The following is a 25,249-nucleotide window of genomic DNA, read 5'->3' as shown; positions in this document are numbered from 1 at the left end:
GTCAATATCTTTTTTATCTGTGTTTTTAAAATATTAAACGGATTTATAATAGATATGTGGGATGAAATGTATGATATTGATTATAAATAATATGAAAAATAAATATTTTTATAAAAGGGGAATTTGTAATGGTACCACAAAATTTTATTATAAATATTGAGAATCAAAAGTGGTTGTTTAATGAGCAGGAAGATTTATGTTCTCACGGGGAAATTTATTTAAATGTGGATGGAACGATTATTACACAAACAGGTATGGATGAGGAATGGGGAATAAGTGAATCAGCTTTAGCTCTGTTACGAACTTTAGATAAAGAATATATTTGTGATATTGAAAATGAAGAGGGGCTTATTTTGCACGGATGTGGCACTATGCTCATGTTAGGATGCCCAATTTCAATTCATTGGACTATAAACCATATAGGTGAAAATGTGGTTTTAAAGGATTTTGTCAAAGTTATTTCTACTGATCAAAAGGCTATATACTATGAAGGGCTTCATATAGAAGTAAATGAAAATGAATATAGAAAACAAATTGTTTCTTTTGCGCTACAGGCAAAAGAATTATTCAATAAATCAAGTGAAAAGATAATTTTAAATGAGTTTGAGCGAAGTATGTATACCGACTTTTGGATGGAATATGATCATTTGTTAAATAAGTATAAATAAAAAAGCACTGTAACCAGTGCTTTTTTATTATAGATTACGAGATTGTAGGGTTTTCAAAAATAACAATCTCTGAACTGTTTGTAGTTGAAACGCGTTGGGCGTAATATGTTAAAGCTGAAGAAATATATGCTGGTAACGTATCATTTGTATGTGATGTTGTATATTCATGGATTAATTCCTTTAAAGTTGTCCATTCTAATTGTGCTGGGTGATCAGACACGAAAGAACTTACCCAGCGATCAAATGAAGATGAAAAATCAGTTTGTAAACGAAATACTTCTTTCATAATAAAACGCTCCCTTAAAATGTAGTATAATTATTTTAACACAAAACACGAACGATAGCTAAATTTTTTGAGTATAACGTTCGTGTTATATAGTTGTCTAGATGTTTGGTTATGTAAATTCAATTTGCCATTTGAAATAACATTCCGTAAGATGAGAGATAGAGTATATTTAGAGCTGGAGGAAAGAAAGTGGAATTTGTATTTTTAGGAACTGGTGCAGGTGTTCCTTCAAAAGGAAGGAACGTTTCAGCAATTGCTTTACAATTGTTAGAAGAACGAGGACAAACTTGGTTATTTGATTGTGGTGAGGCCACGCAACATCAAATATTACATACATCTGTACGTCCGCGCCGCATTGAAAAAATATTTATTACGCATTTACATGGCGATCATATTTTTGGATTGCCTGGTTTATTAGGTAGCCGTTCATTTCAAGGAGGAACTACGCCTTTAACGGTGTATGGACCGAAAGGAATTAAACAATTTATTGAAGTGGCATTATCGGTAAGTACGACACATGTGAGATATCCACTTGAAGTTGTGGAGATAACAGAAGAAGGTACCGTATTTGAAGATAATGAATTTTATGTAGAAACGAAAAGATTGTCACACGGTATAGAATGCTTTGGATATCGTATTGTAGAGAAAGATATACAAGGTGCTCTTTTAGTTGATAAGTTGCTTGAGATGGGTGTGAAACCAGGTCCAATCTTTAAACGTTTAAAAGATGGTGAAGTAGTTGAATTAGAGGATGGCACGATATTAAATGGAAATGAGTTTATCGGCCCACCTCAAAAAGGAAGAATTATTACTATCTTAGGTGATACGCGATATTGCGAAGCGAGTAGGGAGCTTGCGCAAGATGCAGATGTACTTGTCCATGAAGCGACTTTCGCAGCAGAAGATGAGCAACAAGCGTATGATTATTTTCATTCTACATCTAAGCAAGCTGCGAGCATTGCACTTCAGGCAAATGCGAAGCGACTAATATTAACTCACATTAGTTCTCGCTATCAAGGAGATACATATAAGGAATTATTGAAAGAGGCTAGAGAGTTGTTTTCTAATACAGAAATAGCGACAGATTTGAAATCATTCCCAGTAGAAAAATAATTATTTTGTAAAAAATGGTAACAGCGGGTTACCATTTTTTTATGTCTAAAAAAATTTAAAAATAAAACTGTTATTATTTTATACTTATACTTGGATGATACAGAAAATTAGGATGGTTTGAATATATAGGATAAAAATACGAAATAATGATTATTTAGAAAAACTGTTATATAAGTCAGATGACATACAAGTGATACAAATAGCAGAAATGGACTTTTATTCAGAACTTTTAAAATTCAACAAAAGTAAGCGTTTTATAAAAAACAAGCTATAATGAGGGCAGATTATAATTTATGATAAGTCGCATGTATTTTAGTCATTATCGTAACAAGTGAAGTTGACTAAATCATGAGAGAGTAACACGAGAATTATAATAGGAAAGATATTACTATTATTTGTCATAAGTCTTTTTCACTTTTTAGCTAAACGATATGATTAGCAAGTGTAGCTATTGCGAGTTCCTTAGTAGAAGCTTTTTATTAATAAGGTGGTGGAGATTTAATTGGTACACCACTCTTTAAAAGAGTTCAGAACATCAGCAGGTAGTCTAGGCGGAATAGCGGGTGCAAATTTAGTTGCATTAGCAATGGTTATATCACTTGTTTATGCTATGCTTGCAATGGCTTCTGTGTTAAACTTTGGATTGCTACCAGACTTTATTCTGGATTATCTTGTATCATTTTTAAATGAAAATAATGCTAAGATTCTTATGTATTATGATAACTGGTATTATTTCAGGTTATATTGGATTACTTTTATTCAAAAACTATCCAATTCGTACAGCAGAACAAATTCGTGGTACAACTGGAAAAGCGACAGATGTAGCAGCTTAATAGAATAGTAGAATAAATTTTTTCATAGAGGTTTAGGGGGAGTTATGATGAAGTATCGCTCAGTATTTGATATTATCGGTCCAGTTATGATTGGACCATCAAGTTCACATACAGCAGGCGCGGCAAGAATGGGGCAAGTTGCTCGCCAGCTGTTTCGTCATGAACCAGAAAGAGTAAGCATTTCGTTATATGGATCATTTGCAAAGACGTATCGAGGGCATGGTACGGATGTAGCACTAATCGGTGGAATATTAGGATTTGAAACAGATGACTTACGTATTCCAGAGGCGCTAGAAATAGCAAAAGAGCGCGAAATTGAAGTGGAATTCATTGAAGAAGATGCCAATGCACCTCACCCAAATACAGCGAGAATTCGTTTGTATAAAGGTGAAGATGAAATTGAAGTTGTTGCTTGCTCAATTGGTGGCGGTAAAATTGAAGTTGTAGAATTAAACGGATTCGATCTTCAATTATCAGGCACGAGCCCAGCACTACTTATTGTAAATAACGATCGCTTCGGTGCTATTGCAGCGGTAGCTTCAATCCTTGCGAAACATGAGATTAACATTAGCACAATGAGTGTTTCTCGTAAAGAAAAAGGAAGAAGAGCGCTTATGGTCATTGAAACAGATGAATTATTAGCAGATGAAGTAATTGCAGAAATAAAAGCGCAACAAAATATTTGTCAAGTAACTATTATGGAATAATTGCAGGGGGGACACACCATGTTTCGGAACGCAGCGGAACTAGTGGCGCAAGCTAAAGAACAAAATGTAAAAATCGCAGAAATTATGATTCAATGTGAAATGGAAACAAGAAGTATTTCACGTGAAGAAGTAATTGCTGGTATGGAAAAGAACTTAGTCGTGATGGAGCAAGCAGTAGAACGTGGTATTCGCGGCGTGAAATCACCAACTGGTTTAACTGGTGGAGATGCTGTAAAAGTTCAAGCGTATATGAAGAGTGGAAAAGGCTTATCTGGAGATACGATTTTGGATGCAGTAAGCAAAGCTGTTGCAACAAATGAAGTAAACGCAGCGATGGGAATTATTTGTGCAACACCAACAGCAGGTTCTGCTGGAACAGTGCCAGGTGTACTATTTGCACTAAGAGAAAAATTGCAGCCTACACGTGAAGAAATGATTGAATTCTTATTTACAGCAGGAGCTTTCGGTATGGTTGTTGCGAATAACGCTTGTATTTCTGGTGCAGCGGGAGGATGCCAAGCTGAAGTTGGTTCAGCAAGTGGAATGGCGGCTGCAGCTGCAGTTGAGATGGCTGGTGGAACACAAGATCAAGCAGCTACAGCGATGGCAATTTCATTAAAGAACATGCTTGGTTTAGTGTGTGATCCTGTTGCAGGACTTGTAGAAGTACCTTGTGTAAAACGTAATGCAGCAGGAGCTGCGAATGCGATGATTTCAGCAGATTTAGCATTAGCTGGTGTAACGAGTACAATTCCATGTGATGAAGTAATTGAGGCAATGTTTAGAATCGGACAAACGATGCCAGTAGCACTTCGTGAAACAGCAGAAGGTGGACTTGCAGCAACGCCGACTGGTCGTCGCCTGCAAGAAGAGATTTTTGGGAAGAACAATAACTAAGTGTAATTATAGAAAAAGGAGCTCAAATAAACTTGAGCTCCTTTTTCTATTTTTCTTTTGTTAGTTGTTCTAATGTTTTTCCAAGATTATGTGATCGTTTCGTTGCCTGTGTAATACAAGAAATAAGTGCTTGTTGAAATTTATGTTCTTGTAATACTTCAATACCTGCTTCGGTAGTTCCACCAGGAGAAGTAATTTCCTTTCTCAAAATAGAAGGGTGTTTGTCACTTACTTTTAGCATTTCAGCAGCACCAATCATCGTTTGAAGAATAAGTGATTTTGCAACATCTTCTTTTAAACCAATTTTTTTTGCAGCTTCTTCCATAGCTTCCACTACGTAATAAATATAAGCAGGTCCACTTCCGGATAATGCAGTGACAGCATGCATGTCTTCTTCCTCTACAACAGAGACGAGACCAATCGTTTCAAATAAAGATGTTGCAGTGAGAATATGCTCCGCTGTTGCATGTTTTGAAGGGGAGATAGCGGTAGCTGATTTTAAAATGGCTGCGGAGGTATTTGGCATTGCACGAATAATTGGAACGTCTTTTTGAAGTAGTTTTCTAATTGAGTCAGTAGAAACACCTGCTAGTAATGAAATAATAAGCACGTTATTATTTATGTATTCTTTAAAAGGGGTAAGCGCCTCTGCAACATCCTTTGGTTTCATTGCTAGAAAAAGAATATTTGCATCAGTAAGTAATTCTTTTTTATTATGAGTACCTTTGACACCGTATTTTTTATGTAGCTCTTGTAATCTTGTCTCGTTAGAACGATTACTTACAGTAATTTGTTCACCTTTAACGACATTTGCATGTAACAAGCCACCAATAATAGCTTCGGCAATAGAGCCTGCACCGAGAAAGGAAATGTTTTGAATAGACATGATGTTCCTCCTTTAATTTTGGTTAGAAATTCTTATAAATGTACATACATTCGTTTTTTTATAGGAAACACCTCTTTTTATCTGAAAATAATGACAAATATATATAGAAGTTGTAAACTGAAGAAGTATTCATTTTTGAACCGGAAAGAGACAGGGGGGCTAAGCATGACGGCGATTCACCGAATGGAGATTCCTGTACCATTTGCAGTGGAAACTGTGAATGTGTTTTTAGTTGAGGGGGAGACATTAACATTAATTGATACAGGGACGAATACAGAAGAGGCAAGGAATGCGTTAGAAAGTCAATTAGGTGCATTAGGACATACGATAGAAGATATTGAAACAGTAGTCATTACGCATCATCATGCAGATCATTGTGGACTTTTAAATATATTTTCTGAGAAGACGAATATTATTGGACATCCTTGGAATGAGCCTTGGATTACACAAAATCCAGAATTTTTAAAGCGGTATCATGAATTTTTTAGAGAGACGGCCTTACAGTTTGGTGTGCCAGCAGCATTTTTGAAAGACGAGTCGTTATTGACGACGAGGACACTTAAATATTCTTGTAATAGATCGTTAACGCATACTGTGAGAGAAGGAGATCGTATTGATTCTTTGCCTGGATTTACAGTACTTGAAACACCAGGTCATGCTTCTACTCATATTTCTTTATATAGAGAATCTGATGGAATATTAATTGGTGGAGATGCTCTCATTAGTCATATTTCTTCGAATCCAATACTAGAACCGCCATATGAAGGGCAAACAGAGCGGGCACGCCCATTACTACAATATAATCAAACATTACAGCGTTTAAGCGAAATGAATATTTCACGCATTTTATCAGGGCATGGGGAAGATGTTCTAAATGTGAAACAACTTATTGAAACGAGATTACAAAAGCAAGAAACACGTGCTTTTAAAGTGCTTGAGTTATTAAAGGAAAAACCAATGACAGCATTTGAAGTATGTGTAAAACTATTTCCGGTATTATATAAAGAACAATTACCACTTACTATTTCAGAAACGGTTGGACAATTGGACTATTTAGCATATAATCAACAAGTGATGATTGATGAGTCATCGCAACAATTGATTTATTATGCAAAGTAGGTGACAGCAATGACAGGACGTTTACAAAATAAAGTAATCGTCATTACAGGTGCTTCTAGTGGGATTGGTGAGCAAGTTGCAATGCAAGTTGCAACACAGGGAGCGACTCCAGTATTAATGGCTCGAACAGAAGAGAAACTACAAGCGTTAGTAGACAAAATTAAAGAAACTTATAATACGCCTTGCTATTATTATGTATTAGATGTAAGTGAAGAGATGGAAGTACAGTCTGTTTTTTCAAAGGTATTACAAGAAGTGGGACGTATTGATATATTAGTAAACAATGCGGGATTTGGTATTTTTAAAACGTTTGAAGATGCGTCAATGGGTGAAGTAAAAGATATGTTCCAAGTAAATGTATTTGGATTAGTAGCATGTACGAAAGCGGTACTACCTTATATGGTAAACAAGAACGAAGGACATATTATTAATATTGCTTCACTTGCCGGAAAAATTGCAACTCCGAAATCAAGTGCGTATGCAGCAACGAAACATGCTGTATTAGGATTTACGAATAGTTTACGCATGGAATTAGCGAATACAGATATTTATGTTACAGCAATTAATCCGGGTCCGATAGATACAAACTTTTTTGAAATAGCGGATCAATCTGGTACATATGTAAAGAATATGGGACGTTACATGTTAAAACCAACATACGTAGCAGAACAAATCGTAAAGTCGATGCACACGAAAAAACGTGAAGTAAACTTACCGAAGTGGATGGGAATTGGTCCAAAACTTTATGCTTTATTCCCAGGTTTATTTGAACGTGTAGCAGGTAAATCATTAAGTAAAAAATAGGAGATTTCCACATGGAAATCTCCTATTTTTTATTGTTTTCCAGTCACATAATCATAAACAATATCCTCAATCTCCTCGTATAAATCAATTTCAATATTTGAATGAGTCACCGTTTGAATATGTTTCACTAGCATTTCCTGATCTTCTTTTGATATTGGACTGCATTGATATTGCTGAAAACTTTTTATAATCATTTTCTCAATTAATTTTTCGTTCATATTTTTTCCCGCCTGTATGTACGTATGTATTGTTTTATTGTACTTGAAGTGAAATAAAAAAACTACTATGCACTATTTTTGTATAAAAATTCGGTTGAGTATATTATTTTTCTAATAAAATTAAGTTTTTTTAGAATTTAAAATTTATAAATATTTAATTGACTCTATAAATATACAATATTATAATCATACTTAATTTAAAGAATCGATTTGAGGAGGAACTTATGAAAGTCGCAATTATTGGAGCCACTGGATATGGGGGCATTGAATTAATTCGTTTATTAGAACAACATCCATATTTTTCGATAGCATCTCTTCATTCTTTTTCGCAAGTTGGTGAGTGTATAACAAATGTATATCCGCATCTTCGAAATGTTCTCGTTCATACGTTACAAGAAATTGATGTGAAGACAATAGGGAAAGAAGCAGAAATCGTATTTCTAGCAACACCAGCAGGAGTATCGGCGGAGTTAACTCCCAAGTTAGTAGCAGAAGGTTTAAAAGTAATTGACCTATCTGGAGACTTTCGTATGATAGATCCTTCGTCATATGAACTGTGGTATAAAAGGCCAGCAGCGAAAGAAGAAATTCTTAGAAAAGCAGTGTATGGGTTAAGTGAATGGAAAAGGACTGAGATTCAAAAGGCAAATTTAATTGCAAACCCAGGATGTTTTGCTACAGCCACATTGCTAGCGATAGCGCCGTTAATACGTAGTAGCATGATTGAAGAAGATTCAATTATTATTGATGCGAAATCAGGGGTATCAGGAGCAGGAAAAACACCAACAACAATGACTCATTTTCCTGAGCTATACGATAACTTACATATCTATAAAGTAAACCAGCATCAGCACGTTCCGGAGATTGAGCAAATGCTTACAGAATGGAATAGTGAATCACAGCCAATTACATTTAGCACACATTTAATACCGATATCACGAGGAATTATGATTACACTTTATGCAAAAGTAAAACAAAAGATGGAAATAAAGCAACTTCAAAAATTGTATGAAGAAACGTATGAACAATCGCCTTTCATCCGAATTTGTACGCAAGGGAAATTTCCAAGTCCAAAAGAAGTGAGAGGCTCAAATTATTGTGATATTGGCATAGCTTACGATGAAAGAACTGAAAGAGTTACGGTCGTTTCTGTTATAGACAATATGATGAAAGGCGCGGCTGGGCAAGCGATTCAAAATGCAAACATAATAGCGGGACTAGAAGAGACAACAGGTTTACAACATATGCCGCTTTATCTATAAGGGGGACATGATGATTAAAGTAGCGTCTATTACAAAATTAGAAAATGGTTCAATTGTAACGCCGAAAGGCTTTTCGGCAATTGGTACTGTAAATGGTCTGAAAAAGGAGAAAAAGGATTTAGGGGCAATCGTTTGTGACGTACCAGCATCATGTGCCGCTGTGTATACAACGAATCAAATACAAGCAGCCCCTTTGCAAGTAACGAAGGATAGTATAACGGCAGAAGGGAAGTTACAAGCAATTATCGTTAATAGTGGAAATGCAAATGCTTGTACTGGAATGCAAGGATTACAAGACGCATACGAGATGCGCGTGTTAGGGGCGGAACATTTTGGGATGAAAGAAAATTACGTTGCAGTAGCTTCAACAGGTGTAATTGGTGTTCCACTGCCGATGGATATAATCCGAAAGGGGGTTGCAACTCTTATACCGACGAAGGAAGAAAGTGAAGCATATTCTTTTTCTGAAGCAATTTTAACGACGGATCTTATCACGAAAGAAACTTGCTATGAAATGATTATTGATGGGAAGAAAGTGGTGATTGCGGGTGTTGCAAAAGGTTCAGGGATGATTCATCCGAATATGGCAACGATGCTTAGTTTTATTACGACAGATGCTCATATAGAGCATAACGTATTGCAAAAAGCGTTATCACAAATAACGAATCATACATTTAATCAAATTACGGTGGATGGAGATACTTCTACGAATGATATGGTCATCGTTATGGCAAGTGGATTATCAGAAACAAGGCCGATAAATATGGAACATACAGATTGGGAAACTTTCGTAGGTGCTTTACAGAAGGTATGTGAAGATTTAGCGAAAAAAATTGCGCAAGATGGTGAAGGCGCTACGAAGTTAATAGAAGTAAATGTGCTAGGAGCTCAAACGAATGAAGAGGCAAAAAAAATTGCAAAGCAAATAGTCGGTTCGAGTCTTGTGAAAACAGCAATACATGGTGAAGACCCAAACTGGGGGCGAATTATTAGCAGTATTGGACAAAGTGAAGTAGCTATTAATCCGAACACAATTGACATTACTCTTCAATCTATATCGGTATTAAAAAATAGTGAGCCTCAAATATTTTCTGAAGAAAAAATGAAAGAGAGGTTACAAGAAGATGAAATAGTCATTAATGTGTACTTACACTTAGGTGAAGAGACAGGATCAGCTTGGGGCTGTGACTTAAGCTATGAATATGTGAAAATAAATGCTTGTTATCGTACATAAGGAGAGAGAAGATGAGCGATTATATTGTAGTGAAATGCGGCGGTAGTATGTTGAATCAATTAAATGATGTGTTTTTTGAATGTATAAAGAAATTGCAACAGAAGTATAAAGTAGTGATTGTTCATGGTGGTGGACCAGAAATTGATGCCAAATTAAAAGATTGTAACATCAACGTAGAAAAAAGAGATGGATTACGGATAACACCAAAAGAAGTTATGGATGTTGTTCAAATGGTGCTATGCGGAAGTACGAATAAAAAACTCGTAATGAATTTACAAAAGCATAATTTACTTGCGGTAGGTTGTTCAGGGTGTGACGGCAATTTACTTCAAATTCAACCTGTCAGCGAAGAGATAGGATATGTAGGGGAAGTAAGTTATGTAGAAACAGCTTTATTAAAAGGATTAATAAATATGGAGTATATTCCTGTTATTGCTCCAATCGGGGTAAATGGTAATGAAATTTATAACATAAATGCGGACAATGCTGCGGCTGGGATTGCGGCCGCGTTAGGGGCAAAAGAGCTTGTTTTTATTACGGATGTAGATGGAATATTACATGAAGGGAATTTGGTAAAGGAAACGGATGAATCTGAAATTGCAACTTTTATAGAAACAGGTGTTATTACAGGTGGGATGATTCCGAAAGTACAGGCGGCACTAGCATCATTAAAAATGGGAGTGCAAAAGATAAGTATTGTGAATGGTACAAAAGATTTTACTGAGGTTACGGGAGAGTGTATTGGAACGACGGTAACGAAAGGCGTGAGTATTGCATGACGAGTCATCTTTTTCAAACGTATGGCAGAAGAACTATTGAGTTTGTAAAGGGAACTGGAACGAAAGTTATTGATAATAACGGTAAGGAATATTTAGATTTCACATCAGGAATTGGCGTATGTAATTTAGGACATTGTCACCCTACTGTTCTCAAAGGTGTACAAGAGCAACTTGATGATATATGGCATATATCTAACCTGTTTACAAACAGCTTACAAGAAGAAGTTGCGTCATTATTAACAGAAAATAGAGCATTAGATTATGTGTTTTTCTGTAATAGTGGGGCAGAGGCAAATGAAGCGGCTTTAAAGTTAGCACGTAAGCATACTGGAAAATCTCTCGTCGTAACATGCCAGCAGTCTTTTCACGGTAGAACATTTGGAACGATGAGTGCAACAGGCCAAGATAAGGTAAAAGAAGGATTTGGTCCATTACTTCCATCTTTTTTACACATCCCTTTTAACGATATTAAAGCATTAGAGGAAGTAATGAATGAAGAAGTTGCGGCGGTAATGGTAGAAGTAGTTCAAGGAGAGGGAGGAGTAATACCTGCTGATCTATCTTTTTTGAAAGAGATTGAAACATTATGTAATAAGTTCGGTTCCTTATTTATTATAGACGAAGTACAAACGGGGATAGGAAGAACTGGAACACTATTCGCTTATGAACAAGTGGGAATAGAGCCTGATATCGTTACCGTTGCAAAGGCACTTGGGAATGGGATTCCTGTCGGAGCGATGATTGGCGGGAAAGAGCTCGGAACGTCGTTTACTGCAGGATCACACGGTTCAACTTTTGGCGGGAATTACATCGCGATGGCTGCAGCGAAAGAAGTATTGCAAGTGAGTAAAAAACCATCGTTTTTAAAAGAAGTACAAGAAAAAGGCGAGTACGTATTAGAGAAGTTGCAAGAGGAATTACAGCATGTCGAATGTATTCAAAATATACGTGGTAAAGGGCTTATGATTGGGATTGAGTGTAAGCATGAAGTTGCAAGTTTTATAGAACAACTAGAAAACGAAGGACTTCTCGTATTACAAGCAGGCCCTAATGTTATAAGACTATTACCGCCACTCATTGTCACGAATGAAGAGTTAGAACAGGCAGTATATATAATAAAAAAAGTAGTTTGTACAAAAAACGTATCAATCATATAAGGGGGAAGTTTCATGTCAACTGTACAAGTACCGAAATTAAATACGAAAGATCTTTTAACACTAGAAGAATTAACGAAAGAAGAAATTATTTCTTTAATTGAGTTCGCTATATATTTAAAAAAGAATAAGCAAGAGCCTTTATTACAAGGCAAAATATTAGGGCTTATTTTTGATAAGCATTCAACTCGTACTCGTGTATCTTTTGAAGCGGGAATGGTACAACTCGGGGGACATGGTATGTTTTTAAGTGGAAAAGAGATGCAAATGGGAAGAGGAGAAACTGTTTCAGATACTGCGAAAGTATTATCGCAGTATATTGACGGGATTATGATACGTACATTCTCGCACGCGGATGTAGAAGAGCTTGCAAAAGAATCGAGTATTCCTGTTATTAACGGTTTAACGGATGATCATCATCCTTGTCAAGCATTGGCAGACCTCATGACAATATATGAAGAAACAAATACATTTAAAGGAATAAAATTGGCTTACGTAGGTGACGGAAATAATGTATGTCATTCATTGTTGCTAGCGAGTGCAAAAGTCGGAATGCATATGACTATTGCAACGCCTGTAGGATATGAACCGAATGAAGAGATTGTAAAAAAAGCGTTAGCGATTGCCAAGGAAACAGGAGCTGAGATTGAAGTTTTGCATAATCCTGAATTAGCGGTGAATGAAGCAGATTTCATTTATACTGACGTTTGGATGAGCATGGGGCAAGAGGGCGAAGAAGAGAAATATTCTTTATTTCAACCTTACCAAATCAATAACGAACTTGTTAAGCATGCGAAGCAAACATATCGTTTCTTACACTGTTTACCTGCCCATCGTGAAGAAGAAGTAACAGGAAAAATTATAGATGGACCGCAGTCTATCGTCTTTGAGCAAGCTGGTAATCGATTGCATGCTCAAAAAGCGTTATTAGTGAGTTTATTTAAAAATGTAGAAGAGCCTTCCTAAAAGGGAGGTTTTTTTATATTAAAATGTCATATGTATATTTAGTTAACCATTTCGATATCATTTATAATAAAAGAGAAAACTAAATTTGTTTTTCAGAGTGTGTAAGGACATACTACATATAAAAATATAGTTAAAGAGATGATGAGGGTGAAAACAACTAAGAAAACATATTCGTTTTTTCAGCGGATATGGAGAATATTAAAGTTTCAATATTATAAGTTGCTTCGATCGCCAGAAGGCGCAAAGAAAGTATCATTAGGGTTTGCTATAGGATTCGGCTTAGAAATGTTAGTCATTTATACGGCATCGCTCGTATATGTAATATTTTATCCAATCGTCAGGTTAGCAAAGGGATCTTTTCCTGCGGCAGTTATTGGCAATATTATTGGGAAAATATCGTTTCTCCCAGTATTTTTATTTCCGCTTGCGTATACGCTAGGAAAAATGATTTATCCATTTCATGTACAGAAAATTCATCATGAACCATTTAAGATATCGGACTTGTTTTCAAGTCACATTTTTACGATATTAAAGAGCTTATTACAAAGTGAAGTGTATGTATTAATTGGAATGACGATTTTAGGAGTTGTGTTTGGTCTCATTTCGTATTTCGTTGTGCATTATTTATACGAAAAGAACCGTAAGTTACGCTTGAAGAAAAGGAAGAAACGAGTGAGAGAACCACTTGTACAATTATAAACAATGTCACATTCATTTTCTCCTTTGAATATGTTTAAGAAAAAGGAGGAGAGGATAATGTATTATTATTACGTACCTCAAGTATATCCATATGTAAATTATTATCCGGTTTATGATACGAGTAGACAATACGAATTATATCGGCAACAACAATTACAGCAATTATCACAAATACCACAAATACCACAACAACAGCCTACACAGGAAAAAAAACCATATTTAACAACATGGCCATATTCCAATGTATACTATGGTAACTATTACGAATCATAAAGCTGCTTCTATTTAGAAGCAGCTTTATACGTTTGTTTTCAAAATTAAATTTTGAATGGTTTGAAGAGAATGAATGAGCTTTTCGCGCTCTTCCTCAGATAATGTTTGGAAATTTTCTTTTAGTTTGTCTAAAATGAATTGCTGATACTGATTTACTAATAATTTCCCTTCAGCTGTTAGGGAAATTAAAATGACCCGTCGATCTTTTTCGCTATAATGACGCTCTATTAGTTCTTCTTGAATAAGTTTGTTTAATAGAGGTGTCATGTTAGGCCGTGAAATCGCTAGCCGCTTGCCGATTTCGGAAACTGCTAATGTGCCGTTTTCATGCAAAAGCAGTAATACTTGTGTATGTGATGGCGGCATATGTCTTTGAGAAGAAAATTCTCCAGGAAGCATAAATTTGCGATAAAAAAGAGGCACTAGCGAAAGAAGATGATCAACAATACGTTCCCACTCGCGTGATTCCATATAAAGGCCCCCTTCCACTATCATTGTAACAAAAAAGACATGTTATAAAAATAGAATTGTTTCATGGTCGCTTTAATATTTGTAGGATAACACTTGCTTTGTAAATGTATTGGCAATAATTGCATAGCCGTTATCATTTGGGTGTACTTGGTCAAATAATAACTCTTTTTTATCATTCGATATTAATTTGCGAATTGGTAAAACGATAGATGGTTGATTTGCTTTGGAAATGGAATAAACAGATTCATTCCAGCCATCTAAAAACATATCTGCATAACTTGCGATGGAGTCATCGAGTTGTAACGGGTTATAGAGTTCTGAGAGAATGAGTAAAGCATCCGGATTTTGATCTCGAACTGTCTTTACAATACTTTTTATATCCGCTTCAAAATGGGCTTTTTCTTTATTTAACATTTTTATACCATCTATAACACCGACATCACGATTTAAACGAAATAAATTATTTCCTCCAATATTAATTGTAATTATATTTGCTGCTCTAATTTTTTCCTTTACATCTTCTGATTGAACTTTTTTAGCGAGACGATCTGTTGTAAGACCGTTTACCCCAAGGTTTTCTACTGTAATTGGTTTGTGAATTTGTGCTTCTATTTGCTTAGAAGCTAATTCAGCAAACCCACCTTGTGTCGATCCATATCCTTTAGCGAGTGAATCACCTAATACAAGATGATAAAAAGATTCGTTTGTTTGCTTATCAATCCAATTTGGGGCAGATGTTTTTTCTGTTTTTTCTTCAGATTCATTTTGTTTTGTCTCGTCGTTCTTTTCAAAATAAGAATAAGAAATGATCAGAAGGAGGAGACAAACAATTGTTAAGATGACTTTTTTCATAAATTCATCCTCCTTGTAATTGGTAATTGTATCATATTCAGCAGTATTAGCAATGTAAGGGCATATTATATGTTTATGAAAAGTTTATAATAACTTTACAGAAAATTTGTTGAAGTTTGTCAAAAAATATTGACGATAGGAAAGAACTTTATATATGATAATGTCAGATAAGGTGAAACTTTAATGAGTGGGAGCTTTATTTCCTATTAATTGTTAGTCTTCATCAATCGGGCGTTTAAGGGGACTACTCGTTAGCGCAGGGTGAAATGAAAATTGTGTCTCTAATAGAAGAAAAAAGGTATGTGGTTAGAGACAGATAGGGATTCATTTCATTATTTCTGGTAATTGTATAAGGGGGATTTTTTGTGAAAAAGTCAAAAAAAATGCTAGCTGGAGCAACTCTTGCGATTGGTGTTATAGCACCGCAAGTAATGCCAGCAACAGCTCATGCAGATGAGAACACTGGGGAGAGTACAGTTAAATTACGAATTCTAGAAACATCAGATATTCACGTTAACTTAATGAATTACGATTATTATCAAACGAAAACAGATAATAAAGTAGGTCTCGTACAAACGGCAACACTCGTTAATAAAGCACGTGAAGAAGTGAAGAACTCTGTCCTATTTGATGATGGGGATGCATTACAAGGGACACCGCTTGGGGATTACGTAGCGAATAAAATAAAAGATAAAGATCCGAAGAATCCTGTTGATCCTAACTATGTCCATCCATTATATCGTGTAATGAATTTAATGAAGTATGACGTCATCTCTCTTGGGAATCATGAATTTAACTATGGTTTAGATTATTTAAAGGAAGTGACTAGTAAAACAAAAATTCCGGTTATTAACTCGAATGTCTACATAGATGACCATGATGGTAATGATGAGAATGACGAGCATTACTTTGATAGACCATATCATATTTTAGAGAAAGAAGTAGTGGATGAAGCAGGCCAAAAACAAATAGTGAAAATTGGTGTAATGGGATTTGTTCCACCACAAATTATGAATTGGGATAAAGCGAATTTAGAAGGACAAGTTAAAGCGAAAGATATAGTTGAAACAGCGAAGAAAATGGTACCAAAAATGAAAGCAGAAGGTGCAGATGTTATCGTTGCACTAGCTCATTCCGGTGTTGATAAAAGTGGATACAACGTTGGTATGGAAAACGCGTCGTATTATTTAACAGAGGTTCCTGACGTAGATGCAGTATTAATGGGACATTCACATACTGAAGTGCAGGATATATTTAATGGTGTTCCAGTTGTAATGCCTGGCGTTTTTGGCAGTAACTTAGGTATTATTGATATGCAATTGAAAAAGGTAAACGGAAAATGGGAAGTACAAAAAAAGAATCAATCTAAGCCAGCACTTCGTAAGATTGCTGATAGTAAAGGTAATCCGTTAGTAGAATCTGATCAAAAATTAGTTAATGAAATTAAAGATGAACATGAAAAGACAATCGAATATGTAAATACACCTGTAGGTGAAACGAAAGCACCAATTAATAGTTATTTTTCATTAGTACAAGATGATCCTTCCGTACAAATTGTGACAAATGCGCAAAAATGGTATGTAGAACAAGAACTTAAAAAACCAGAGTACGAAAAGATTAAAGATATTCCGGTTTTATCTGCAGGTGCACCATTTAAAGCAGGTGGCCGAAACGGTGCTGCATATTATACTGATATTCCAGCTGGAACGTTAGCAATTAAAAACGTTGCAGATTTATACGTATATCCAAATACGTTATATGCTGTAAAAGTAAATGGGGCACAAGTGAAAGAATGGCTTGAAATGTCTGCAGGTCAGTTTAATCAAATTGATCCTAAACCAAAAGAAAAAATTGAACAGCAATTGGTGAATACAGGATATCCTACATATAACTTTGATATTATAGATGGTTTAAAATATGAAATTGATGTAACACAACCGCCGAAATACGATAAAGATGGAAAAGTTGTAAATGCAAATACGAATCGTATTGTAAATATGACATATGAAGGTAAACTAGTAGCTGATGATCAAGAGTTCATCGTCGCTACAAATAATTATCGTGGAAGTAGCCAGACGTTCCCGGGTGTAAGTAAAGGGGAAGTTGTATATCAATCGCAAGATGAAACACGTCAAATTATTGTAAAGTATATGCAAGAAACGCCAGTTATTAACCCGACAGCAGATCAAAATTGGACGTTTAAACCGATTGTTGCAGATAAATTAATTACAACATTTGATTCTTCACCAAAAGCAAAAGAGTATATAAAGAAAGATGGAAAGATTTCATATGTTGGACCATCTGAAAATGAATTTGCTAAATATGCAATTGATATAACGAAGAAGAATGATGATAAAGAAACTGGTGGAGAAAATCCAACGACACCGCCAACAGGTGGTGGAGAAAATCCGACGACACCGCCAACAGGTAATGGAGAAAACCCAACACCACCAACAGAAGAAGGTAATAATGGTAATGAACCAAAGCAAGATGGAAACAATACTGGATCTGGACAAACTACAACAGATGATCAAAATACAAAAGAAACAACAACAACTGTAAGTGAAAATAAAGAAGCTGAAAAAGATGAACGTGATTTACCGAAAACAGGTGCAAGTATTGCTTCTACAATTGGAGCTGGTCTTGCGTTTGTTGGAGCGGGATTACTTATGTTATTTAGAAGAAAGAAAGCGAATAGATAGTCGAGAAATATAAAAAGGATTACCGATTTGGTAATCCTTTTTGTTATATTATGAAACTGGTACTGCTTTTTCTTTTTTCCATGAAAGACCGAATCCAGTAAAGCCGACGATAATGGTTACGACTGGACACGCTAAACAGAAGATTGCGTATGGCAAGTAATCGAATGTTGGAACGCTAAGAACGTTTGTTAAGAATACGCCACTGACACCCCATGGTACGAGTGGATTAATTACTGTACCAGCATCTTCTAATACTCGTGATAAATTACGACGTTCTAAACCGACTTCATCGTATTTATTAGCGAATGCTTGTCCTGTTAAAACGATGGATAAGTACTGCTCACCAAGTAAGAAGTTTACACCAATTGCAGTTGAAGCAGTAGAAATAATTAAGCGTGTACTAGTTTTTACGAAGCTAGAGATAATATTCATCAGCTGCGCTATAATACCCATTCCTTGTAATAATCCTCCCATACAAAGAGCTAGGAAAATAAGAGCAATTGACATCATCATACTTTGCAGGCCACCGCGAGATAATAAGCTGTCAATGTCTTTGATACCAGTTTTAGAAACGTAACCGTCTTGCATAATTTTTATTAAATCAGCTAAAGAAGTGCTAGGTTTAAAAATAAAGAGAATAATAATCCCTACCACAATTCCTGCAAGTAATGTTGGAACTGCGGGTACCTTTTTAAATGCGAATAGGAACAGTAATAAAATAGGAATCAGTGTAACGATAGAAATCGTTGCATTTTTTTCTAGTGTGTTAATAAATGCTGAGAAATCAACGTTTCCACCAGATCCGCTTCCTAAAATGAAAAATGCGATAAATGCAATAATGAAAGCTGGCACTGTTGTCCAAAGCATGTTACGAATATGTTCAAATAAATCTACACCTGTTACAGCAGGCGCTAAGTTTGTTGTATCAGATAAAGGAGACATTTTATCTCCGAAGAATGCACCAGAAATAATTGCACCAGCAATAAGAGCTGGATCGTATCCAAGGGCAGTACCCATTCCCATAAAAGCAAGTCCTACAGTTGCAGCAGTTGTAAAAGCACTACCGATACTCGTTCCAACAATTGCACAAACAACAAAAACAGTTGGAACGAAAATTTTTGGAGATACAAGTTGGAAGCCGTATACCATTAAAGTAGGAATAGTTCCAGCTGCGATCCAAACGCTAATTAATACGCCTACAAGTAAGAAAATAAATATAGATGGAATACCAGCTGAAATACTACTAATCATCCCTTTCTCCATAGTAGACCAAGAGATTTTCTTCAAGAATCCAAATGCTAATAAAAGAACGATACCAAATAAAATTGGGATGTGTGGTGAAACTTCTAATTGAATAACACTAAAACCAATACAGAAAAAGATAAAAATTGTTAAAAGAACAGACTCAATTTTTGAAACCATTGTTTTCCCCTCCTAAGTAATATGAAATAGCTCTTTTTTATATAAAATTCGCCAATATTGTATATTTCCTTCTAAAATTTAGAATTTTGTGACAAATTACCGGTAATTGTTTGTTCTTCTATATGATACGGAAATGATTGGATAAAAAAACGTCCCTGCATATAATTATGCAGGGACGAAGAAATCGCGGTACCACCCTAGCTTGTGAAATGAATGTATCACAAAATAAAGGGTCATATGATATGCGCTTATAAAATAAAAAACGCCCCTGCAATATATGCAGGGACGAAAAATTCGCGGTACCACCCTAAATTGTGAAACAGTGTCGTTTCACCACTCTTTAGACATAACGGTCTATAACCGTCTTTCACTACTCCTCACGTTTCGTAAAAGAAGCTCCAGGGGGTAATTCATAATTCGCTCTGTACTGGTTCGCACCGACCACCAGCTCTCTGAAATCAGAAATCGAAATACTACTAAATCCTATCAACGCCGATTCATATGATGTTAGTTAAATTTTTATCATATTTTCATCTTACATGTCAATAAAAATATTAAATGTTTTTTTAGGGAAATAAAGGATAATTGTTTTTAACGCTGTAAAAATGTACGTTATAATGAATTTGAAAGGGGGAGGAAAGAGTGAAGAAAAAAATAATTCTTTTTACCACTTTATTAGTTATTGGAGGAAGTGCTGGAATTTACACAGCTTTTGCGGCTGAATCAGAGCAGTTGAAACAAAAGCAAATACAACAGTCAGAAGTGAAGAAAGTAAAAGAAATAGAAGAGAAGAAATCAATGGAAAAAGCAGCAGAAAAACTAGGAGTTTCTACTGAGGGGAAAACAAAAGAAGAGGTTACGAAAGAAGTAAATACCGCTAGATTTGAGAAGCGTCATGATTTATTAATTGAGCACGCTAAGCAACTTGGAATTGATACAGAGGGGAAAAAAGATGAAGAAATTATTTTAGAAATTGGAAAGATACAGCATGGAAAGTAGAACAACTTATCGTATGATAAGTTGTTCTTTTTTAAGAACTATTTGATTTTAAAATAATTGACAGTCATTCAGATTTAATGTTAACTATATTTATAAACGAGTTAACATTAGGGGTGACAATTGTGACAATAAATAGTAAAACGATTGAAAAATCATCTTATACATATGAAGAATTAGCAGAGAAAAATAAAGCTTACGTATGGCACCCATTTACACAAATGAAAGATTATTTAGAAGAAGATCCTGTCATTATTGAACGTGGAGAGGGAAGAAAGCTATACGATGTAAATGGTAATGAATATTGGGATGGTGTTTCATCTATATGGTTAAATGTTCACGGACATCAAGTACCGGAATTAGATGAAGCAATTCGTGAGCAATTAAATAAAATTGCTCATTCTACTATGTTAGGACTTGCTAACGTTCCATCTATTTTATTAGCAGAAAAAATTATTGAGGTTGTACCAGATGGATTGAAGAAGGTATTCTATTCTGATTCAGGTTCTACCGCTGTTGAAATTGCAATTAAGATGGCTTTCCAATATTGGCAGCATAAAGGGAAACGAAAGAAACAAAGATTCGTTACATTAAAAGAAGCATATCACGGTGATACAATTGGAGCTGTTTCGGTAGGAGCAATAGACTTGTTTCACCAAGTGTATAGTTCGCTCTTATTTGATGCGATTAAAATGCCGTATCCATATACATATCGTTCTCCTTACGGAAATAATAGGGAGGAAATTGTAAAAAGCCATTTAGAAGAAATGGAAGAATTGTTGAAAGAAAAGCATGAAGAAGTAGCTGCCATCATTGTGGAGCCATTAATGCAAGGTGCTGGCGGGATGATTACAATGCCAAAAGGATATTTAAAAGGACTGCGCGATTTATGTACTAAGTACAATGTATTATTTATTACAGATGAGGTAGCGACTGGATTTGGGCGTACAGGGAAAATGTTTGCGTGTGAACATGAAAATGTGACGCCAGACATTTTAACTGCTGGGAAAGGTTTAACAGGTGGATATTTACCAATTGCAGTTACGGTAACGACGGATGAAATATATAATGCCTTCTTAGGAGAATATGAAGAACAAAAAACATTTTTCCATGGACATAGCTACACAGGCAATCCGTTAGGGTGTGCCGTAGCAATCGCGAATTTAGAGCTATATGAAAAAACAAATTTAATAGAAGAAGTGACACATAAAACGGATTATGTGGCAGCGCAATTAGAAAAGCTCTTTGCGTATAAACATGTAGGTGATATTCGTCAGTGCGGATTAATGGTTGGTATTGAGCTTGTGAAGAATAAGGAAACGAAAGAAGCGTTTGACTGGACAGAAAGAGTTGGTGTTCAAGTATGTAAACGCGCAAGAGAGCTGGGTATGATCTTGCGACCGCTCGGTAATACGATTGTATTTATGCCACCTCTTGCTTCTACAATTGAGGAGATTGATGATATGTTACGTATTTTGTATAAAGCAATCTCGGATGTTACGGAGGGAGAATAATGAGCGGTTTTTTTATAACAGCAACAGATACTGAAGTGGGGAAAACTGTCGTTGCCGGTGCATTAGCCGGTGTATTTAGAGAATTGGGATATAACATCGGAGTATATAAACCGTTGCAAAGTGGGCATGTTGCATCAAACCCTGAGGGAGATGCGGCAAGGTTAAAAGCATTATCAGGTGTGCCGACACAAGAAAATGAAATTTGCCCTTATTCTATTGAAGAACCACTTGCTCCGAGACTTGCCATGAAAAGAGCTGGAAGAGTAGTAAAGTTAAAAGAAATTACTGATTACTATAATGAACTATTAAAAGAGTTTAATAGCTTATTTGTAGAAGGGGCAGGTGGGCTTGCTGTCCCATATACAGAAGATGCTTTAGTAATTGATTTTGCAAAAGAATTACAGTTGCCTCTTATTGTAGTAGCTCGTCCTATATTAGGAACAGTAAATCATACAGTGTTAACGATTGCTTACGCAAAGGCGCATGGCTTAACCGTAGCGGGTGTCATTTTATCAGGTTGCAAAGAATGTGAAATGGAAAGAGTGCAAGAAAATAAAGAGATGATTGAAGAGCTGAGCGGGGTACCAGTTTTAGGATTATTACCATTCTTTGAAGGTGAGTTTACGAAAGAAGAAGTATTAGAATCTGCAAAAGAACATATTATGATTTCAAAATTAGAGGAGTTTATCCAAAATGAATCAAACGTGGCGGGCGCACCTTCAATGTAAATTACAACAATTACATGAGCAAGGGCAGTATCGTGATTTGCATGTAACAGAGAAGGCAGAAGAGACTTGGCTTATTCGAGATAAAAAAAGGATGTTAAATTTAGCGTCAAATAATTATTTAGGGTTAGCTGGAGATGAAAGGTTAAAAGAAGCTGCTATTGCCTGTACAAAAAGATATGGAACTGGAGCGACTGCCTCTCGTCTCGTTGTAGGAAATCATCCATTATATGAAGAGGTTGAGAGAAGCATATGTGACTGGAAAGGTACTGAAAGAGCTTTAATTGTAAATAGTGGGTATACGGCAAATATAGGTGCCATATCTTCTTTGGCCTCTCGGCACGATATTGTTTTTAGTGATAAGTTAAATCACGCAAGTATTGTTGATGGAATCCTATTAAGCGGGGCAGAGCATAAAAGGTATCGTCATAATGATTTGGATCATTTAGAGAAGCTGTTGAAAATGGCTTCGCCTGAAAAAAGGAAATTAATCGTAACAGATACCGTTTTTAGTATGGATGGTGATACTGCGTATTTAAGAGATTTAGTACAGCTGAAAGAGAAATACGGGGCAATCATTATAGTCGATGAAGCACATGCGAGTGGAATATATGGAATCGGCGGAGCTGGGTTATCTCATATAGAAAAAAATCTTGCTCAAAAAATTGATATACATATGGGGACGTTTAGCAAGGCTTTAGGGTGTTATGGTGCGTATTTGACAGGTGATGAAATTTATATAGAGTATTTACAAAATATGATGAGAAGCTTTATTTTTACTACAGCTTTACCACCAAGTACGTTAGGAGCAGTGCAAAAAGCAATTGAAATTGTAAAAGAAGATAACGAAAGAAGAGAGAACCTTATAGCAAACGGAGAATACTTCAGAACTAAATTAAGGGATGTTGGTTTTGATATTGGGAATAGTTCAACTCATATTGTACCGATTGTAGTCGGTTCAAATGAACATGCTTTACGATTTAGTAAAAGGTTGCAAGAGGCAGGGATTGCGGCCATTGCAATTCGTCCGCCAACTGTGCCGGTTCATAGTTCTCGAATTCGCTTTGCAGTTACATCGCAACATACAATAGCTGATTTAAAATGGGCTATTGACCGAATTATTCACATTGCGAAAGAAGAGGAGATTTTCGTATGAACGAGCTAAAGATTATTTTTATCCCCGGATGGGGAATGGAAGAGAATATTTGGGATTTAGTACTTCCGTATTTTAAAGGATATCCTGTTCAATGCGTAGATTGGCGTAATGTGAAAGAACGAAGTGAATTTGCGGAACGAATTATAGATGTAGCGCATAACGACAACGTAATTTTAGTTGGATGGTCACTAGGAGCGTTAGCAGCAGTTGAAGCTTATAAAAAGATTCAGGCAAAAGGCATCGTATTAATTGGTGGGACTGCTAAATTTACAAATACGAGCGACTATAGTAATGGATGGAATGCTTTGCATGTAGAACGGCTGAAAAGGAATTTGGCGAGAAGGAAAGAAGATACGCTCAAGCGGTTTTATGAAAATATGTTTACGAAAGATGAGCTAAAAGGGAATAAAAACTTTGAAGACATTGTAGACCGTTTTAAAGGTGATTCTATTCAGTCTTTACAACTAGGTTTGGATTATTTAATAGAAACAGATATGAGAGAAGAACTAAAAGAAATTAAAGTACCTATACTACTTATTCACGGAGAACAGGATGTAATATGCCCATTGTCTGCGGCACGTAGTATGACGGAGAATAGCAGCAGCGAGCTGAAAGTAGTAAGTGAAGCAGGGCATGCATTATGTGTGACGAATTTTGAATATTGCGCAAATGAGATAATTCAATTTGTAGAGGGGATACGACATGATCAACAAAACGTTACTACAAAAACGGTTTAATGGGGCAGCCGTATCTTACGATCGATATGCAAATGTACAAAAAAAGATGGCACATTCATTACTTTCAATCTTAAAGGAACGATATAGTGAAACGGCATCAATACGTATTTTAGAACTAGGATGCGGGACGGGGTATGTAACAGAGCAATTATCAAAGTTATTTCCGAAATCACATATTACAGCAGTTGATTTTGCTGAAAGTATGATTGCGATTGCGCAAACTAGACAAAATGTAAAAAATGTAACGTTTCACTGTGAAGATATTGAGCGATTACGATTAGAAGAATCATATGATGTCATTATTTCAAATGCTACATTTCAATGGTTAAATAATTTACAACAAGTGTTAAGAAATTTATTTCAACATTTGTCTATAGATGGGATATTACTCTTTTCAACGTTTGGACATGAAACATTTCAAGAATTGCATGCTTCGTTCCAACGTGCGAAAGAAGAAAGAAATATAAAAAATGAAACATCGATTGGTCAACGTTTTTATTCAAAAGATCAGTTGCTTCATATATGTAAGATAGAAACAGGGGATGTGCATGTTTCTGAAACATGTTACATAGAAAGTTTTACAGAAGTTAAGGAGTTTCTGCATTCTATTCGAAAAGTAGGAGCAACTAATAGCAATGAAGGATCATATTGTCAAAGTCCCTCACTCTTTCGTGCGATGCTACGCATATACGAAAGAGACTTCACGGGAAATGAAGGGATAATGGCAACGTATCATGCTTTACTTATACATATAACAAAAGAGGGGAAGAGATGAA

Annotated in this window: 26 protein-coding genes and 1 other annotated feature; of the genes, 20 read left to right on the top strand and 6 right to left on the bottom strand. The window is 35.7% G+C overall.

The annotated features are described in order from the left end of the window. Positions 1–128 precede the first annotated feature (128 nt). Positions 129–668, top strand: a complete 540-nt coding sequence (locus tag DN399_RS20350) for a hypothetical protein (RefSeq protein WP_000249063.1) — start codon at positions 129–131, stop codon at positions 666–668. A gap of 34 nt (positions 669–702) precedes the next feature. On the opposite strand, the gene DN399_RS20345 is transcribed toward DN399_RS20350, so the two are convergent. After that, positions 703–954 carry a DUF3932 family protein gene (locus DN399_RS20345; protein WP_000665709.1) on the bottom strand — a complete coding sequence of 84 codons (252 nt, stop codon included), beginning with the start codon at positions 952–954 and terminating at the stop codon, positions 703–705. Between the two features lie 189 nt (positions 955–1,143). Here DN399_RS20345 and rnz point away from each other — a divergent pair, with 189 nt between their 5' ends. From rnz to sdaAA, 3 genes are all read left to right on the top strand, one after another. Continuing rightward, positions 1,144–2,067: a ribonuclease Z gene (gene rnz / locus DN399_RS20340; protein ID WP_149149907.1), complete on the top strand. Its 924-nt coding sequence runs from the start codon at positions 1,144–1,146 to the stop codon at positions 2,065–2,067. A gap of 880 nt (positions 2,068–2,947) precedes the next feature. Next, positions 2,948–3,607, top strand: a complete 660-nt coding sequence (gene sdaAB, locus DN399_RS20330) for an L-serine ammonia-lyase, iron-sulfur-dependent subunit beta (RefSeq protein WP_149149906.1) — start codon at positions 2,948–2,950, stop codon at positions 3,605–3,607. An 18-nt stretch (positions 3,608–3,625) separates the two neighbouring features. Then, positions 3,626–4,504, top strand: a complete 879-nt coding sequence (gene sdaAA / locus DN399_RS20325; protein ID WP_000489461.1) for an L-serine ammonia-lyase, iron-sulfur-dependent, subunit alpha — start codon at positions 3,626–3,628, stop codon at positions 4,502–4,504. Positions 4,505–4,550: 46 nt separating this feature from the next. Here the strand turns inward: sdaAA and proI are convergent, their stop codons facing one another. Continuing rightward, positions 4,551–5,390: a pyrroline-5-carboxylate reductase ProI gene (gene proI / locus DN399_RS20320; protein WP_149149905.1), complete on the bottom strand. Its 840-nt coding sequence runs from the start codon at positions 5,388–5,390 to the stop codon at positions 4,551–4,553. Between the two features lie 165 nt (positions 5,391–5,555). Between proI and DN399_RS20315 the strand changes: the two genes are divergently transcribed. Both DN399_RS20315 and DN399_RS20310 read left to right on the top strand, forming a co-directional pair. Further along, positions 5,556–6,509 carry an MBL fold metallo-hydrolase gene (locus DN399_RS20315; protein WP_000125119.1) on the top strand — a complete coding sequence of 318 codons (954 nt, stop codon included), beginning with the start codon at positions 5,556–5,558 and terminating at the stop codon, positions 6,507–6,509. A gap of 9 nt (positions 6,510–6,518) precedes the next feature. Next, the gene (locus DN399_RS20310) at positions 6,519–7,313 is read left to right on the top strand and encodes an SDR family NAD(P)-dependent oxidoreductase (protein ID WP_149149904.1); all 795 of its coding nucleotides are present in this window, start codon (positions 6,519–6,521) and stop codon (positions 7,311–7,313) included. Between the two features lie 29 nt (positions 7,314–7,342). Here the strand turns inward: DN399_RS20310 and DN399_RS20305 are convergent, their stop codons facing one another. Beyond that, positions 7,343–7,531, bottom strand: coding sequence for a YqzH family protein (locus DN399_RS20305; protein ID WP_001003222.1), 189 nt, complete (start codon positions 7,529–7,531; stop codon positions 7,343–7,345). A 224-nt stretch (positions 7,532–7,755) separates the two neighbouring features. Between DN399_RS20305 and argC the strand changes: the two genes are divergently transcribed. From argC to DN399_RS20270, 7 genes are all read left to right on the top strand, one after another. Continuing rightward, positions 7,756–8,793, top strand: a complete 1,038-nt coding sequence (gene argC, locus DN399_RS20300; RefSeq protein WP_000861258.1) for an N-acetyl-gamma-glutamyl-phosphate reductase — start codon at positions 7,756–7,758, stop codon at positions 8,791–8,793. 10 nt (positions 8,794–8,803) lie between these two features. After that, positions 8,804–10,027, top strand: a complete 1,224-nt coding sequence (gene argJ / locus DN399_RS20295) for a bifunctional glutamate N-acetyltransferase/amino-acid acetyltransferase ArgJ (RefSeq protein WP_139846706.1) — start codon at positions 8,804–8,806, stop codon at positions 10,025–10,027. 11 nt (positions 10,028–10,038) lie between these two features. Then, on the top strand, positions 10,039–10,806 hold the full coding sequence (gene argB, locus DN399_RS20290; protein WP_001286797.1) for an acetylglutamate kinase: 768 nt from the start codon (positions 10,039–10,041) through the stop codon (positions 10,804–10,806). Then, positions 10,803–11,963, top strand: a complete 1,161-nt coding sequence (locus DN399_RS20285; RefSeq protein ID WP_000200552.1) for an acetylornithine transaminase — start codon at positions 10,803–10,805, stop codon at positions 11,961–11,963. The genes argB and DN399_RS20285 overlap by 4 nt, the downstream gene beginning before the upstream one ends. Positions 11,964–11,975: 12 nt before the next feature. After that, positions 11,976–12,926, top strand: a complete 951-nt coding sequence (argF, locus tag DN399_RS20280) for an ornithine carbamoyltransferase (RefSeq protein ID WP_050252207.1) — start codon at positions 11,976–11,978, stop codon at positions 12,924–12,926. Positions 12,927–13,064: 138 nt separating this feature from the next. Continuing rightward, positions 13,065–13,625 (top strand): DUF2062 domain-containing protein, encoded by a 561-nt coding sequence (locus tag DN399_RS20275; protein WP_050252208.1) that lies wholly within the window; start codon positions 13,065–13,067, stop codon positions 13,623–13,625. Between the two features lie 57 nt (positions 13,626–13,682). Beyond that, complete coding sequence (locus DN399_RS20270; protein ID WP_000291955.1) at positions 13,683–13,898, top strand: hypothetical protein; 216 nt, start codon at positions 13,683–13,685, stop codon at positions 13,896–13,898. Between the two features lie 24 nt (positions 13,899–13,922). On the opposite strand, the gene DN399_RS20265 is transcribed toward DN399_RS20270, so the two are convergent. Then, positions 13,923–14,369, bottom strand: a complete 447-nt coding sequence (locus DN399_RS20265; RefSeq protein WP_000445819.1) for a MarR family winged helix-turn-helix transcriptional regulator — start codon at positions 14,367–14,369, stop codon at positions 13,923–13,925. A 72-nt stretch (positions 14,370–14,441) separates the two neighbouring features. Next, on the bottom strand, positions 14,442–15,221 hold the full coding sequence (locus DN399_RS20260; protein WP_000755850.1) for a GDSL-type esterase/lipase family protein: 780 nt from the start codon (positions 15,219–15,221) through the stop codon (positions 14,442–14,444). Between the two features lie 365 nt (positions 15,222–15,586). On the opposite strand from DN399_RS20260, the gene cpdB reads away from it, so the two are divergent. Next, positions 15,587–17,923 (top strand): bifunctional 2',3'-cyclic-nucleotide 2'-phosphodiesterase/3'-nucleotidase, encoded by a 2,337-nt coding sequence (gene cpdB / locus DN399_RS20255; RefSeq protein WP_044784460.1) that lies wholly within the window; start codon positions 15,587–15,589, stop codon positions 17,921–17,923. 48 nt (positions 17,924–17,971) lie between these two features. Here cpdB and nhaC read toward each other — a convergent pair whose 3' ends face one another. Next, positions 17,972–19,345 (bottom strand): Na+/H+ antiporter NhaC, encoded by a 1,374-nt coding sequence (gene nhaC, locus DN399_RS20250; RefSeq protein ID WP_000253730.1) that lies wholly within the window; start codon positions 19,343–19,345, stop codon positions 17,972–17,974. A gap of 278 nt (positions 19,346–19,623) precedes the next feature. Continuing rightward, positions 19,624–19,844: a binding site (T-box leader), on the bottom strand. 143 nt (positions 19,845–19,987) lie between these two features. Here nhaC and DN399_RS20245 point away from each other — a divergent pair. From DN399_RS20245 to bioC, 6 genes are all read left to right on the top strand, one after another. After that, entirely contained in the window at positions 19,988–20,344 is a 357-nt protein-coding gene (locus tag DN399_RS20245) for a hypothetical protein (protein WP_000726902.1), read from the top strand. 77 nt (positions 20,345–20,421) lie between these two features. Further along, positions 20,422–21,855, top strand: coding sequence for an adenosylmethionine--8-amino-7-oxononanoate transaminase (bioA, locus tag DN399_RS20240; protein ID WP_016125821.1), 1,434 nt, complete (start codon positions 20,422–20,424; stop codon positions 21,853–21,855). After that, on the top strand, positions 21,855–22,583 hold the full coding sequence (bioD, locus tag DN399_RS20235) for a dethiobiotin synthase (protein ID WP_006921472.1): 729 nt from the start codon (positions 21,855–21,857) through the stop codon (positions 22,581–22,583). The genes bioA and bioD overlap by 1 nt, the downstream gene beginning before the upstream one ends. Beyond that, positions 22,549–23,736 (top strand): 8-amino-7-oxononanoate synthase, encoded by a 1,188-nt coding sequence (gene bioF / locus DN399_RS20230; protein ID WP_070179487.1) that lies wholly within the window; start codon positions 22,549–22,551, stop codon positions 23,734–23,736. Before bioD ends, bioF begins: the two co-directional genes overlap by 35 nt. Next, positions 23,733–24,473, top strand: coding sequence for an alpha/beta fold hydrolase (locus DN399_RS20225; RefSeq protein WP_070179486.1), 741 nt, complete (start codon positions 23,733–23,735; stop codon positions 24,471–24,473). The genes bioF and DN399_RS20225 overlap by 4 nt, the downstream gene beginning before the upstream one ends. Next, positions 24,439–25,248 (top strand): malonyl-ACP O-methyltransferase BioC, encoded by an 810-nt coding sequence (bioC, locus tag DN399_RS20220; protein ID WP_070179485.1) that lies wholly within the window; start codon positions 24,439–24,441, stop codon positions 25,246–25,248. The genes DN399_RS20225 and bioC overlap by 35 nt, the downstream gene beginning before the upstream one ends. Position 25,249: the final 1 nt, after the last annotated feature.

This window comes from Bacillus sp. AR4-2 (assembly GCF_008274865.1).
GTDB lineage: Bacteria > Bacillota > Bacilli > Bacillales > Bacillaceae_G > Bacillus_A > Bacillus_A cereus.
The sequence above is the reverse complement of the archived record's forward strand: the minus strand, read 5'-3'. Positions and strand labels throughout refer to the sequence as shown.

Bases quoted from the DNA above. Each gene is read 5' to 3' on its own strand.
- DN399_RS20350 (WP_000249063.1), top strand. From the start codon at position 129: ATGGTACCACAAAATTTTATTATAAATATTGAGAATCAAAAGTGGTTG.
- DN399_RS20345 (WP_000665709.1), bottom strand. From the start codon at position 954: ATGAAAGAAGTATTTCGTTTACAAACTGATTTTTCATCTTCATTTGAT.
- sdaAB (WP_149149906.1), top strand. From the start codon at position 2,948: ATGAAGTATCGCTCAGTATTTGATATTATCGGTCCAGTTATGATTGGA.
- sdaAA (WP_000489461.1), top strand. From the start codon at position 3,626: ATGTTTCGGAACGCAGCGGAACTAGTGGCGCAAGCTAAAGAACAAAAT.
- proI (WP_149149905.1), bottom strand. From the start codon at position 5,390: ATGTCTATTCAAAACATTTCCTTTCTCGGTGCAGGCTCTATTGCCGAA.
- DN399_RS20315 (WP_000125119.1), top strand. From the start codon at position 5,556: ATGACGGCGATTCACCGAATGGAGATTCCTGTACCATTTGCAGTGGAA.
- DN399_RS20310 (WP_149149904.1), top strand. From the start codon at position 6,519: ATGACAGGACGTTTACAAAATAAAGTAATCGTCATTACAGGTGCTTCT.
- DN399_RS20305 (WP_001003222.1), bottom strand. From the start codon at position 7,531: ATGAACGAAAAATTAATTGAGAAAATGATTATAAAAAGTTTTCAGCAA.
- argC (WP_000861258.1), top strand. From the start codon at position 7,756: ATGAAAGTCGCAATTATTGGAGCCACTGGATATGGGGGCATTGAATTA.
- argJ (WP_139846706.1), top strand. From the start codon at position 8,804: ATGATTAAAGTAGCGTCTATTACAAAATTAGAAAATGGTTCAATTGTA.
- argB (WP_001286797.1), top strand. From the start codon at position 10,039: ATGAGCGATTATATTGTAGTGAAATGCGGCGGTAGTATGTTGAATCAA.
- DN399_RS20285 (WP_000200552.1), top strand. From the start codon at position 10,803: ATGACGAGTCATCTTTTTCAAACGTATGGCAGAAGAACTATTGAGTTT.
- argF (WP_050252207.1), top strand. From the start codon at position 11,976: ATGTCAACTGTACAAGTACCGAAATTAAATACGAAAGATCTTTTAACA.
- DN399_RS20275 (WP_050252208.1), top strand. From the start codon at position 13,065: ATGATGAGGGTGAAAACAACTAAGAAAACATATTCGTTTTTTCAGCGG.
- DN399_RS20270 (WP_000291955.1), top strand. From the start codon at position 13,683: ATGTATTATTATTACGTACCTCAAGTATATCCATATGTAAATTATTAT.
- DN399_RS20265 (WP_000445819.1), bottom strand. From the start codon at position 14,369: ATGGAATCACGCGAGTGGGAACGTATTGTTGATCATCTTCTTTCGCTA.
- DN399_RS20260 (WP_000755850.1), bottom strand. From the start codon at position 15,221: ATGAAAAAAGTCATCTTAACAATTGTTTGTCTCCTCCTTCTGATCATT.
- nhaC (WP_000253730.1), bottom strand. From the start codon at position 19,345: ATGGTTTCAAAAATTGAGTCTGTTCTTTTAACAATTTTTATCTTTTTC.
- bioA (WP_016125821.1), top strand. From the start codon at position 20,422: ATGTTAACTATATTTATAAACGAGTTAACATTAGGGGTGACAATTGTG.
- bioD (WP_006921472.1), top strand. From the start codon at position 21,855: ATGAGCGGTTTTTTTATAACAGCAACAGATACTGAAGTGGGGAAAACT.
- bioF (WP_070179487.1), top strand. From the start codon at position 22,549: ATGAATCAAACGTGGCGGGCGCACCTTCAATGTAAATTACAACAATTA.
- DN399_RS20225 (WP_070179486.1), top strand. From the start codon at position 23,733: ATGAACGAGCTAAAGATTATTTTTATCCCCGGATGGGGAATGGAAGAG.
- bioC (WP_070179485.1), top strand. From the start codon at position 24,439: ATGATCAACAAAACGTTACTACAAAAACGGTTTAATGGGGCAGCCGTA.